The organism is Shewanella sp. ECSMB14101 (genome assembly GCF_000773485.1).
Lineage (GTDB): Bacteria > Pseudomonadota > Gammaproteobacteria > Enterobacterales > Shewanellaceae > Shewanella > Shewanella marisflavi.
The window spans coordinates 1-13,325 of sequence record NZ_JSFF01000029.1; the positions used below are offsets into that span (position 1 = coordinate 1).

Below are 13,325 nucleotides of genomic sequence, written 5' to 3' on the forward strand. Positions count from 1 at the left end.
ACACCGTTACCTCGGGCGGCGTCACCGAAACGACAACGGTAAATATCACCGTCAATGCTCTAATTACAGGAAACAATAATGTTGACCTCACAGTCGATGATGCCAATACCCAAGGCACAGCGACCGACAGTGACAGTTCAGCCCTGAGCTTCACAGCAGGGGCTTACGATGTTACTGGCTTTGCCTTCGGCAACATTGGCGATATTAATATTAGCGGCCTTGATGCAAGCATTAGCTGGAGCTTAGATGGAGCGGGCAACTTGATCGGCAGCATAGGTGGTAATCCTGTGCTTCAGCTTAGCCTGTCTGGCAGCACGATCAGCGCTGGCTCAACAGGCTCAGTGACTGTCACTGTGACCCTACTGGATAACTTGCCTCATGGTACTAATGTCGATGAACTCATCATTAATGGCATAACAGTAGTAGCAACAGATGCATCTAATGCAACTGCCACAGGTTCTGTTTCAGTTAAAGTCATCGATGATGGCGTAACACTCGATCCGCTAGACTTGGCAGGAAAGAATGCCGAAGGTATCTACAATGGAGTTATTAATGTAGATGGTGCCGATCAGGACTTTAGTGCCGATCTCTCAGGCAATATTTCTGGAACCGGTACCTTCTCAGACTCTGGCATTACAGCAGGTGGCCTGACGGTATTCTACTATGTCGATCCAGCCAACCCAGGAATATTGATTGCCTACTCTGATACCAGCGGAACACCTTCGGCCTATGATTCAGGCAATAGCGCGCAATCGGTAATCTTTACTCTAGCTATCGACCCTAATAGCGATAGCTATCTGTTAGATTTAAAACAAGCTATTGATGAACTGAGCAGTGTTACAGTGGCCAACATGAGTGGCGGTAAAGGCGGTAATACACCAGCGGTTTACGTCACCTTCGACGGCACTAACTACATCATAGATAACGATATCAATGATGTTGATCCTAGCAATGCAATGGTGTTCACTCTAACCTCTACCTCTGGCAACATTTCCAGTACGGTGAACGGTAACACTAACGGTTTCGGTGTCGCGAATGCATTCGTTGATCAAGGCGAAGTCATGATCATTGATTATGCCAACAACGTGGCCTCTGCCTCTATCGCCTTTGACGGAGCAACCTACGTACATTTCAAGGCATATGACGCCAATGGTAATCTGCTCGGTGAAGGTGATGTCACTAGCGGTCAAACCATAGGTAACCTAGGCGAGATAAGCTATATCGAAGTCTCAACCAGTGCGCTAGATAATCACGCTAACTTCCAGTTTACTGGGACTTCAGCCGAGAATATTGTCAGCTCTACTGTGGACGTAGATCTCGACTTCGTTGTCGATGTTACCGACAGCGATGGCGATACCTCGACAGGTTCTATCCATGTCGACTTGGATGCACCAGGCAGTACAACTACAGCACCAACGGCATTGACCTCAAACGCAATATCACTGCTAAGCGAAGCCGATCTCTACAAAGATGGTGCTGAGTCAGATATACAGACGTTACGCTTTAAGTCTGGCAGTGAGTCGATTTCAGCTTTCCAGTTTGGCGATACGGACAGCATTCAAGTTTCAGGCGTCAATGCTAAGATAAGCTGGTCATTCAACGATGAAGGGCAGCTCATCGGTACCTTTATGGGTAAAGAGGCTATTCGTCTCACCCTCAATGGTGACCGTATTGAAAGTGGCGAAGAAGGAAGCGTGAGTGTTACTGCCGAACTATTGGCCTCTTTCCCACATAATGTTTCTACCGAAAATCTAGTGATAAGCGGCATTAACGTCGTCGGGGTTGATGCTCTGGGGCAGAAAGCTGCGTCCACTATTACTGTATCTGTCAGTGACTATGCAGAAGCGGTAAATGATAGCATCAGCGGAACAGAAGATCATGACTTGTCAGGTAATCTGCTTACCAATGATATCGATCCCGATGACGAGTTATCTATTGTTAGCTTTAAACTGTCAGGAAAGACATACCAGGCAGATGGCAGCGTCATTGACCTTGCCGAAGGCAAACTGAGTATCCAATCGGATGGTCGCTTTACTTTCGAACCGAATCTACATTGGAGCGGTACGCTACCACAGATTGAATACCTGACCAGTACGGGTGACTCGGCTACTTTTGATCTGAATGTGATTGCCGTCGCCGATGCGCCAATACTAAGCGCCACCACAGGTAACGTCGTTCAAGGCGAAGTGGCCCTGGATATAAACATCGCGCTCGTCGATAAAGATGGTAGTGAGTCACTGACAGATGTCACCATTCAAGGTGTTCCAAGGGGCGTCTCCCTATCAAGCGGTACCCTCAATGCAGATGGAAGCTGGACTGTCGATGTTAATCAACTGGGCAACCTCAGCATCAAGGCAGACGACAACTACAATGGCGATTTGGAATTTACATTAACTATCAAGGCCAGCTCGGTTGAACAAAGCAACCATGATAGTGCCTCTAGCCAGACGCTGCTGGATGTTTCACTGAGAAACTATCACTATGACAACGGCACTGATGGCGATAATGTGATCAATGGTGGCCAAGACAATGATGTCATCGTCAGTGATACAACTGGCATCCAGGTAATACAGGGCGAAAACTACAACGTTGCCTTTATCCTAGACTCATCAGGAAGCATGGGATCGAATCGAATCGACTCAGCTAAGGAGCAGCTGCTGCAAGTCTTCAATACACTGAAGGCCAGCGTTGGTGGTGCGACTTCCGGTACAGTAAACGTATTACTCGTCGACTTTAATAGCGGCACTAAGGCACATGTGGCCGTAAACCTAGCCGATTCAGAAGCTATTTCTAAGCTCTCCAGCGTACTGGCCGAAATCTCCAGCGACAATGGCAGAACTAACTATGAGGCAGCATTTGAAACAGTAATCGATTGGTTCTCTCATGGTTCGGCAGCGTCAAATACAGGTACTAACCTGACCTACTTCATCACCGATGGTGAAACCAACAACTACAACGTTGATGCCGATCCTGAAGATGTGTGGGTTTATTATACCGATAATTACAGAAGCGGAGACGATAGAACGCTATCAGATCTTCTTGATGATTACACTCCAGGAAAAGAGTTAACTTATCGCGGAAAAGTGATAGTTGACGAATACGGCAACATTAACTACTGGTCGGGCTATTCAAGATACGATATGGATGGTCGCCAAATTGGCTCTATCAGGGTAGACGAAAATGGCGACTACTATGTCGCGAAAATAGCCTCAGGTTACAGTGATGGTAATGGCACAGACGTCACCGCAGAGTCTGAAGCACAGGTAGCCTTCCAGGTGCTCAGCACCCTATCTAATGTCGAAGCTATCGGCATAGGTAACGGTATTAGCCTTAATAAGCTTACCCCTTATGATTCAGATGGTAACGTAGCCACCAATATCAATATCAGCGATCTGGCGAGTATCATCTTAGGCTCGAAGCAGATGCTGCTTCAGGGTGATGACACGGTTAACGCTGGTGAAGGCAATGATATCGTCTTTGGCGATCTCGTACAGTTTGACGGCATCGACGGCCAAGGCTATGCGGCGCTGCAAAAATATGTAGCATTGCAATTGGGTGAAGACACTTCAACCGTCACCATACAAGATGTTCACGAATTTGTGGCGGCCAACCCAGCCCTGTTAGATACCTCTCGCGACAATGATGGCGACGACATTCTTGCCGGCAACCAAGGAGATGACATCCTCTTCGGTCAAGGCGGTGATGATGAGCTTCATGGTGGTAGTGGCGATGATCTATTGCTTGGCGGCATGGGAACCGATGAGCTCATCGGCGGTGCTGGCGAAGATATCCTCATCGGCGGCTTGGGTGACGACACCTTAACTGGTGGCAGTGGTAAAGCCGATAGCGAAACGGACACCTTCGTCTGGCAGCAAGGCGATACTGGCACAGACCACATTACCGATTTCAATATCAACCAAGATAAGCTGGATCTGAGTGATCTGCTTCAAGGGGAAAATGCCGGGAATTTGGAAAATTACCTGCACTTCACCGTGGACAATGGCTCAACCACAATTGAAATCGATGCCAATAATGACGGCCATGTGGATCAAACGATAGTGCTCGACGGTGTCGATTTAAGCTACCTAGGCACAACTGATGGCCAGATCATTAATGGCTTGCTGGGCAATGACGGTAACGGAGCGCTGATAGTGGATAACGCCAGCTCAACTGAGTCGGCCTCGAGCTTCGCCGTTCCTGCAACTCATGATGACGACGGACAGATCCAGCATCTAATACCTTAAACCCGTCAATAACAAATGACACCAACTAGTTTCCAGCTAATTGGTGTCATTTTTACTTTTGTTATGTTTTGGTATTACTTCTATAATTGTTCTACGATAATTTTTTAATAAAATCTTAAGGATAAGTTTTTAAGGTGCAAGCTTCAGCGTCTCCAAAAACTGAACAATGGACAGTTTCAGCCTCCCAAAGAGTGACTGTCGATCCCTTGTTAGACAGTTTAGTTTTATTGACCGAATACTTCGGCAGTCCTTGCTCCAGCGAATCTTTAGCCGCTGGTCTTCCGCTGTCAGGTAGTATTTTGACACCCGAACTTGTCCCCCAGGCTGCGAGTCGAGCAGGCCTAGCGGCTAAACTCACCCGTAAAGGGCTCGATCAGATCTCCCCAATCCTGCTGCCTTGCATCTTGCTACTCAAAGACAAAAATGCCTGTTTGCTGCGCGAGATCGATATAGACAAAGACAGGGCGGTGATCCAACTGCCTGAAACCGGGGGAGAGGAAGAGCTCACCATAGAGTCACTCGAAGCCATGTATGTGGGTTATCTGTTCCTGGTTAAGCAGCAATATCGCGGTGACATGGGCCTAGATCTGCATCTACACGACAGTCGCACCCATTGGCTACTGCAAACCTTAAAGGATTCAGCCCCCATCTACCGGGATGCCCTGATCGCCTCGGTACTGGTTAACCTCTTTGCCCTCGTTTCACCACTGTTCATCATGAATGTCTATGACAAGGTGGTGCCCAACCTGGCATTTGAGTCCCTGTGGGTACTGGCTATCGGTGCGGGTATAGCCTATATCTTCGACCTCGTCATGCGACAGCTTAGGGCCTACCTTATCGACGTTGCCGGTAAAAAAGTCGATATCATAGTGTCATCACGCCTGTTTGCTAAGGCAATCGGCATTCCTCTTGAGAAACGCTCTCCCAGCGTCGGCGGCATGGCCAGACAGCTCGGGGAGTTTGATAGCATCCGGGACATCTTAACCTCGGCAACCATCACCACTTTGGTCGATCTTCCTTTTGCTATTTTCTTCATGATCATCATCTATATAGTCGCCGGCGACCTGGCCATTATTCCGCTTATCGGCGGGACTATTATCATTATCTACACCCTGATCATGCAGCCTAAGCTCAAAGCCGCTATCGAAGAGAGCAACAAATTTTCCGGACTAAAACATGGTCACCTTATTGAATCCCTCGCCTCTATCGAATCGATAAAATCCAGTGGAGCCGAAGGCTTAGTCCAAAAAAGCTGGCAGCAGATGATCGGCCACACGGCTAACTGGCAGCTAAAAGTGAAAAAGATCTCAACCTCTGTCACTAACGTCGCCAACTTTACGGTACAGCTATCGGTTGTATGTGTGGTGATACTCGGTGTTTATCGCGTCGCCGACAATGAGATCTCCATGGGGGGAATTATCGCGGCGGTGATCCTGTCGAGCCGGGCGATCTCGCCCATGGCACAACTAGCCAATCTCATGACTCGCGGCAATCACACCGCCAGCGCTTTACGTCAGCTAGACCAGATCATGACTCAAGAAGATGAGTTTGAGAATAAAGGTCATTTGGTCAGTAAGCAGCGCCTGATGGGGCAGATAAATGCCGACCATATCAGCTTTAACTACCCAGGTTCAGAGCGTCCGGTGCTGCATCCTATGTCTTTGTCGATAGCACCAGGGGAACGTATCGCCATCATAGGTCGCAACGGCTCAGGCAAGAGTACTCTAGCTAAGCTACTTGTCGGTCTGTACCAGCCAACCAAAGGCAGCCTGCGTTACGACGGTCTGGATTCGGCACAGATCCACCCAACGGATCTACGTAGAAACTTTGGTTACCTGCCTCAGGACATTACCCTATTTCATGGTTCGATCCGCGATAACATCTTGTTCGGTACCCGTCAGGTGACCGAGCATCAACTTATCCGCGCGGTGCAATTGTCGGGCGTCAATCAATTCACCGATATCGAAACCGAAGGCCTCGATCAACAGGTTGGTGAAGGTGGACAAGCACTCAGTCGCGGGCAGCGGCAAACTATCGCCCTGGCAAGAGCCACTTTAAACGATCCACCGGTATTGTTAATGGATGAGCCAACGGCTAGTTTGGATGCCCGAGCCGAGAAGCAGTTTATCCGTGCCATGCGCAATGTCTCCAAGGAGCGCACCTTACTACTTATCACACATAAGATGCATCTGCTGAATCTAGTTGATCGCATCATAGTGCTTGACCGAGGTCATCTGGTCGCCGACGGTCCTAAAGATCAGGTGCTCAACCAGCTAGCCAAAGGCCTGCTGTCTGGAGGGCCAAAGAGTGAGTAAGCACTTAACGACCCATGATCTCGAGATGGTCGATGACGTCTATGGCGCCATGATGACAGATGCGCCTACCAGTCACAGGCTGATCATCTGGGCACTTACCGCCCTCGCCTTCAGCTTTTTGCTTTGGGCCTATTTTGCCGAGCTCGACCGAGTAACCACAGGAACGGGTAAGGTGATTCCCTCATCTCAAGTGCAGGTGATCCAAAGTTTGGATGGCGGCATCATGCAGGATCTCTATGTACACGAAGGCATGGTGGTCACTAAGGGCCAGCCCTTGGTGCGAATCGATGATACGCGTTTTCGTTCAGACTTCGCCCAGCAAGAACAAGAGGTATACAGCCTACAAGCTAACGTGATTCGCCTGCGCGCCGAGCTTAACAGCATCACGATTTCAGATGTGGCCACCGATTGGCGCGAACAGGTCAAGATCGTCAAACAACCACTGCAGTTTCCTCAGTCACTGATCGACAGCGAGCCTGACTTGATCGCGCGCCAAAAAGATGAATACGCGGGCCGATTGGATAATCTAAGCAATCAGCTAGAAATCCTTGCGCGGCAGATCCAGCAGAAACAGCAAGAAACCGAAGAGCTCGCCTCAAAAATTAGCACCTTGACCACCAGTTTCCAGCTAGTGACCCGAGAGCTGGAGCTCACACGCCCCTTGGCAGATAAAGGCATAGTGCCCGAAGTGGAACTGCTTAAGCTCGAGCGTATCGTCAACGACATTCGTGGCGAGTTAAGCTCGGTCAGACTGCTCAGACCTAAGGTGAAAGCCTCACAGGATGAAGCGATTCTGAAGCGGCGAGAAGCGGTATTTGTCTATGCCGCCGAGGTGCGAACTCAGCTAAACGAGATGCAAACCCGTCTGTCTCGTATGAGCGAGGCTCAGGTCGGTGCACGCGATAAGGTCAGCAAGGCCGAAATTGTTTCACCGGTCAATGGCACCATTAAAACAATCCATATGAATACCTTGGGGGGAGTTGTACAGCCGGGAATCGACATCATAGAGATAGTCCCGTCTGAAGACCAACTACTGATCGAAACCAAGATTCTTCCAAAAGATATTGCGTTTTTACATCCTGGCTTACCCGCCGTTGTCAAAGTCACCGCCTACGACTTCACTCGTTATGGAGGCCTCAACGGCGTTGTGGAGCACATTAGTGCCGATACAACACAGGACGAAGAAGGAAACAGTTTCTATCTTGTAAGGGTTAGAACTGAACTATCAAGTTTGACGAAAGAGGATGGCACCCAGATGCCCATCATACCAGGCATGTTAACCTCGGTAGATGTGATCACTGGGCAAAGATCCGTTCTAGAGTACATACTTAATCCAATTTTGAGAGCAAGAGACACTGCTCTGCGTGAACGATAAGTTCACAACAATAACCAGGGGGGTTAACCAAATGAGTAAGCAAACCATACATCAACTAAAGCGCAGTGCCATGGCACTCGCTGTTAGTGCGATGTTGATACCTGGGGCAGCTTCTAGCCAAACGCTTGAACAGGCTGTTGCCCATACGCTGGATACCAATCCGGATATTCGCATCGCGTTCAATCGCTTTAAAGCAAGAGAAGAACAGGTCAACCAAGCGAGAGCTGGTTATATGCCAAGTATCGACATCAGCGGTGGTTACGGTTGGGAGCAGACCAACAGTCCATCGACCAGACGTCGTGCAGGACAGGGCGATGTGGACGATGATGGTGTTATCGAATTAATGCGTGGTGAAGTCGGATTCAGCATCAAACAGATGATATTTGACGGCTTTTATACCTCAAGCGAGGTTGATCGTTACAGCTTCGAAGCCAGTGCCGACCAATGGGCGCTATTTGCTGCGGCAGAAGATATTGCCCTAGATGTGGCTAAGGTCTACATCAACTATATTCGTAGCGAACAGGTGCTAACCCTGGCAGAGAAAAACCTACAGAGTCACAAAGACATTTACGAGCAGATCAAGCAACGTACCGACTCAGGTCTGGGCTCAATCGCCGATCTTTCGCAAATAACCGGTCGTCTAGCGCGCGCTAATGCCAACGTGATTGCAGCAAAGAACAACTTCTACGATGCCAAGGCGCAGTTTATTCGTATTGTTGAAAAAGAGCCTGAAAACCTGATCGTTCCTGTGCCTGATGACGACATGCTACCAACGGATCTTTCCGACGGTCTTAAAGTCGCTCAGGAAAACCACCCAATTCTGAAATCCGCTACAAGCGATATTTCGGCAGCGGAGAATGAGCGCTCTTCGGCCAAGTCCAACTACTATCCAAAGCTATCATTAGAGCTTGGCGGTAACTGGAACGACAACATAGACGGTGAAGATGGTTACTCAGTTTTTGCTAACCAAAATGTCGGCGGCCACAGCAATGACCTCGTCGCCATGGTACGCGTTAAGTACAACCTATTTGCCGGTGGTAAAGATCTGGCCCGCGAAAAAGAAGCGGCTTACAAAGTAGGTGAAGCAAAAGAGATCCGCCAACGTGCCTACCGCCAAGTTGTCGAAGGGGTTAACCTAGCCTGGAATGCCTACGAAATGCTTGAGCCACAAAAGCTGTATATTCGCGATCATGTCATTGCCGCAAAAGATACCCAAGTCGCCTACAGTCAGCAGTTCAATCTGGGCCAACGCACCTTATTGGATTTGCTGGATACTGAAAACGAACTGTTTGAAGCGCGTAAAGATTATCTCGATGCCGAATATGACGAAATTCTTTCTGAATATCGCATCCTTAACGCGACAGGTAGACTACTGGAATCACTTCGTGTGACTCGCCCCGATGTCTGGAAAGGTGAGCGCGAATACGAAGGGGGAGTGAAATAATGAAAGCTTTACTGATTATTATAAGCCTTGCCTTACTTGGCGGTTGTGGTTCTCGTGACATAGTCACCATGGACAGTCCGACCAATCAGGTATTCGATCTTAACGACAATGATAAAGACGGTGTAATCGTAGCGCGTGAGCGTTGCAACGATACTGTCTTAGGCGCCACCATAGACAACTATGGTTGCGGTAAAATTAAACCCATCAATGAACGTCAAGAACTTAAGATATTGTTTGCCAATGACTCTTTCTATATTGATCCCCAATATTATGATCAAGTAGAAATGGTAGCGACTTTCATGAGACAGTACCCTAGTACTAAGGTCACCATCGAAGGTCACTGCAGTAAAACGGGTAGCTATGAGCATAACCTGACGTTATCACAAAACAGAGCTAACGCGGTGACCTCACTGCTTTCTGAACGTTTTGGTATCGACACCGATCGTCTGACAGCCATTGGTTATAGCTACGACAGACCCGTAGATCCAACTCATACTCAGATGGCACATACCCGCAATCGCCGCGTAATCGCCGAAGTGACGGGTGAAGATACCAAAGCTGATATGAAGTGGCATATCTACACAGTTGATGAACAAGTAAAATAAAAAATAGTCGGAGAAGATGAAGGCAAAATTTGGCAGGCAAAAGCGCTTTCAAAGGGTCTGCCAACTTTGTGTTGTGGCAACGGCCATGGGGTTTTCTTGCCTGTACGCTTCTCCGACACAAACACTCGATGCTGGCTACATAAAATCCACACTAGAGGCTCGCTATGGTGGGCGTGCAGGCATGCGTGTAGACGCCTGGTTTAAGGTGCTGGATGAAGCGCAAGGCTTGAGTGAACAAGAGAAGATCACCAAGGTAAATAACTTTTTCAATCTGTTTAGATTTGTCGACGACATCAAGCTATGGGGTGTCAGCAACTATTGGGCAAGTCCAATGGAGTTCATCGGAGTAAATGGTGGCGATTGCGAAGATTTTTCTATCGCCAAATATTTTACCCTGCTGCAATTGGGCATTCCCGATGACAAGCTGCGTATCACTATGGTCAAAGCAACCTCTGTAAATCAATACCACATGGTATTGGCCTACTATGAGACGCCGGGCTCCATCCCCTTGGTATTGGACAACTTAGACAGACAGATAAAGCCCGCCACGCAAAGGCAAGATTTGATCCCCGTATACAGTTTTAACGGTCGACAATTGTGGCTAAACAAAGAGAAAGGTCGTGGTGTGCTGGCAGGCTCATCTGAACGCCTTGAAAAATGGAATGATCTCAAAAATAGATTAGGTGTTAAACGACTCAATATGCCTATCTTAAGATTGGAGTAGCGAAAACAATGACACTGTTTCGACAGATATACTCACTGCTTTTTGGCCTGTTTTTGGTCGTTGTCATCAGCTTGGCTTATGTGCAATTTACCGAGACACAAAGCTTTTTAACCAAGCAGATGGAGTCTGATCTCAATAACACCAGCCATAGCCTGGGGATCATGCTGGTTCCTGATCTCGAAGCGGGTGACATAGTCGGCGCCGAGACGCTGATCAACGTGATTTTTGAAGGCGGCTACTATCAACAGGTCAAATTGACCTGGCTGGTCGATGGCAAACAGCAGGTATGGGAAAACGATCTGAAAATCGAAGGTGTGCCTCAATGGTTTATCGATTTGGGATTCTTCGAGACCATCAAGCGTGAAAGCACCATCACCTCAGGTTGGATCCAGTTAGCCAAGCTAGAGATCACCGCTCATCCGGGCTTTGGTTATAACGAACTGTGGCGCACCCTAACCAACGCCATCATAGTTATCTCCATTCTGTTTTTGCTTGCCATCATGCTGGCACGTTTCGGCCTCACCTGGATACTACGCCCACTGCATGAGATCGCCGAGCACGCCTCTGAGATCGCTCAGCGCAAGTTTGGCCCAGATATGGCTATCCCCAAGACATCAGAGCTCAAGTCTGTGGTCCAAGCCTTCAATAGCATGTCTCATCAGCTCAAGCAGATCTTTAGTTCACTGGATGAAGAGGTGACCGAGTTACGTAAAAAGAACCTGGTCGATCAGGTCTCTAAACTCCCTAATCGTCAGTATATGATGGGACGCCTCAACAGCTGGCTCAGCGAACCCAACAACGGTTCCTTGATGATGGCCAAGTTCGACTGGTTAGAAGAGGTACACAGTAAGTATGGTTACCAGGTACGTGACGAAACCATACGTCTGCTATCAGAAAAGATGCAAGCGCAACTCGACGATGTCGCTCCCTCTGTCATTGCGCGTATTGCCGCCTATGAATTTGCCTTTTTGATCACCAGTGCCGAGCAGGAACAGAGCAGCAAATACCTGCACACTCTGATCAGAACCGTCAATCAGGAGATCTCAAAGGCTGGCTGTAAACCTAATGAGCAATTTGCCATAGGTATCGCCCAGCGCACCGATCACATGACGGTATCAGACATCCTGGCGCAGACGGATAACGCGCTGCAAAAGGCAATTGCCGAGAATAAGGTGTTCCACTGGTTTAAGAGCAACGAGAAACAGCTCTACACCCGCGAGCAGTGGCGTGAGCACCTGAGCAAAGCTATCACTGGCAAGAACTTCCAATTCAAGTGGCAGCCTGTCTACCTCAGTGGTAAGGAAGAGGTGGTACAGCGTGAACTCTATTGCCAATTAACGATTGGGGACAAGGAGATACACGCCGGGCAATTTATGCCTTATGTGGAGCTGCTCTCTTTAGGCTCCCTGCTAGACAGATGCCTGATAGAGACCATAGTCGATAACGGCCTGCTGGAGCGTCACTATGAACCTGTGGCCATCAACCTGACCTTTAACAGCCTCAGCGATGCCAACTTCCACCAGTGGCTGAATAAGTTCCTGCGTAATACCCCTCTGGCGCAACGTATCGTGTTTGATATCCCTGAGGCCGGTGTCTACAGTGATCCAGACGCTTGTCAGGCACTGTGTAACATCATTCGTGATAACGGTGCTCATTTTGGTATCGACCATTTCGGCCGTCAGTTTGGTTCTATGTCTTACCTGCAAAGTTTAAGGCCAAGCTACGTCAAGCTGGATCAATCCTTTGCCTATTATGATGAGAACGAGCACAACAGCGAGCTGTGCCGCGCCTTAGTCAACGTTGCCAGAGGCCTTGAGATCCAAATCATTGTCACAGGCATTCAGGAGCAGCCTCAGCTAGCGCGCTTCGAGCCGCTGAAGACTAATGCCTACATGGGATATATCTATCCGCCCACTCGCGTAGAGCTATAAAACAAAAGAGCCGCTTCATGCGGCTTTTTTATAACTAAGATAGAAGCATCATTTTGATTTAGATAAAGAAAAAGCCCTTCGATTACTCGAAGGGCTTCTCTAAAAGTGGTCGGTGATAGAGGATTCGAACCTCTGACCCTCTGGTCCCAAACCAGATGCGCTACCGGGCTGCGCTAATCACCGAAAATCTTTTTGTACTCAATACCGACTCTAATAAGAATCACTATTTTTGAAAGTGGTCGGTGATAGAGGATTCGAACCTCTGACCCTCTGGTCCCAAACCAGATGCGCTACCGGGCTGCGCTAATCACCGAAACAATGGATATTTTACGAGGTGCCGCCTCTGCTTCACGTTTACTAAATGGCCTAACGGCTACCTGAGTGACTCGTGAAGTCTACTGCAAGAAGAAGTGGGGTGACTGATGGGACTTGAACCCACGACAACCGGAATCACAATCCGGGGCTCTACCAACTGAGCTACAATCACCACTGATGTTGACTTCTTTACACTAACTTGGCTTCTTATCCAACTGGTGCACCCAGAAGGATTCGAACCCTCGGCCTCACCCTCCGGAGGGGTGCGCTCTATCCAGCTGAGCTATGGGTGCCTGCCTTGTTAGCGCCGCATATAGTATGGATTATTTTACTGCACGTCTATAGCAAACACGCTTTTTTTTACGCGTTTGC

Annotated in this window: 7 protein-coding genes and 4 tRNA genes; 7 read left to right on the plus strand and 4 right to left on the minus strand. The window is 48.6% G+C overall.

Going from position 1 to position 13,325, the window contains the following annotated elements:
- From NY07_RS19820 to NY07_RS16945, 7 genes are all read left to right on the plus strand, one after another.
- Window positions 1–4,244: beta strand repeat-containing protein (locus NY07_RS19820; RefSeq protein ID WP_033540547.1), on the plus strand; the 4,244-nt coding region annotated here is incomplete at its 5' end.
- Window positions 4,245–4,378: 134 nt separating this feature from the next.
- Window positions 4,379–6,559 carry a type I secretion system permease/ATPase gene (locus NY07_RS16920; protein WP_033540548.1) on the plus strand — a complete coding sequence of 727 codons (2,181 nt, stop codon included), beginning with the start codon at window positions 4,379–4,381 and terminating at the stop codon, window positions 6,557–6,559.
- Entirely contained in the window at window positions 6,552–7,934 is a 1,383-nt protein-coding gene (locus NY07_RS16925; protein WP_033540549.1) for an HlyD family type I secretion periplasmic adaptor subunit, read from the plus strand. Before NY07_RS16920 ends, NY07_RS16925 begins: the two co-directional genes overlap by 8 nt.
- Window positions 7,935–7,965: 31 nt before the next feature.
- On the plus strand, window positions 7,966–9,378 hold the full coding sequence (locus tag NY07_RS16930; RefSeq protein ID WP_033540550.1) for a TolC family outer membrane protein: 1,413 nt from the start codon (window positions 7,966–7,968) through the stop codon (window positions 9,376–9,378).
- Window positions 9,378–9,983: an OmpA family protein gene (locus NY07_RS16935; protein WP_033540551.1), complete on the plus strand. Its 606-nt coding sequence runs from the start codon at window positions 9,378–9,380 to the stop codon at window positions 9,981–9,983. The genes NY07_RS16930 and NY07_RS16935 overlap by 1 nt, the downstream gene beginning before the upstream one ends.
- Window positions 9,984–10,068: 85 nt before the next feature.
- The gene (locus NY07_RS16940; RefSeq protein ID WP_373681773.1) at window positions 10,069–10,707 is read left to right on the plus strand and encodes a transglutaminase-like cysteine peptidase; all 639 of its coding nucleotides are present in this window, start codon (window positions 10,069–10,071) and stop codon (window positions 10,705–10,707) included.
- An 8-nt stretch (window positions 10,708–10,715) separates the two neighbouring features.
- Window positions 10,716–12,638 (plus strand): bifunctional diguanylate cyclase/phosphodiesterase, encoded by a 1,923-nt coding sequence (locus NY07_RS16945; protein WP_033540553.1) that lies wholly within the window; start codon window positions 10,716–10,718, stop codon window positions 12,636–12,638.
- 106 nt (window positions 12,639–12,744) lie between these two features.
- Here NY07_RS16945 and NY07_RS16950 read toward each other — a convergent pair.
- The 4 genes from NY07_RS16950 to NY07_RS16965 form a co-directional block, all read right to left on the minus strand.
- Window positions 12,745–12,821, minus strand: a tRNA-Pro gene (locus NY07_RS16950).
- A gap of 53 nt (window positions 12,822–12,874) precedes the next feature.
- Window positions 12,875–12,951, minus strand: a tRNA-Pro gene (locus NY07_RS16955).
- A 98-nt stretch (window positions 12,952–13,049) separates the two neighbouring features.
- Window positions 13,050–13,125: transfer RNA gene (locus NY07_RS16960), tRNA-His, on the minus strand.
- A gap of 44 nt (window positions 13,126–13,169) precedes the next feature.
- Window positions 13,170–13,246, minus strand: a tRNA-Arg gene (locus tag NY07_RS16965).
- Window positions 13,247–13,325 lie beyond the last annotated feature (79 nt).

What these genes read in the sequence shown, in the direction of transcription:
- NY07_RS16930 (WP_033540550.1), top strand. Translation starts at nt 7,966, where the DNA reads ATGAGTAAGCAAACCATACATCAACTAAAGCGCAGTGCCATGGCACTC.
- NY07_RS16935 (WP_033540551.1), top strand. Translation starts at nt 9,378, where the DNA reads ATGAAAGCTTTACTGATTATTATAAGCCTTGCCTTACTTGGCGGTTGT.
- NY07_RS16940 (WP_373681773.1), top strand. Translation starts at nt 10,069, where the DNA reads ATGGGGTTTTCTTGCCTGTACGCTTCTCCGACACAAACACTCGATGCT.
- NY07_RS16945 (WP_033540553.1), top strand. Translation starts at nt 10,716, where the DNA reads ATGACACTGTTTCGACAGATATACTCACTGCTTTTTGGCCTGTTTTTG.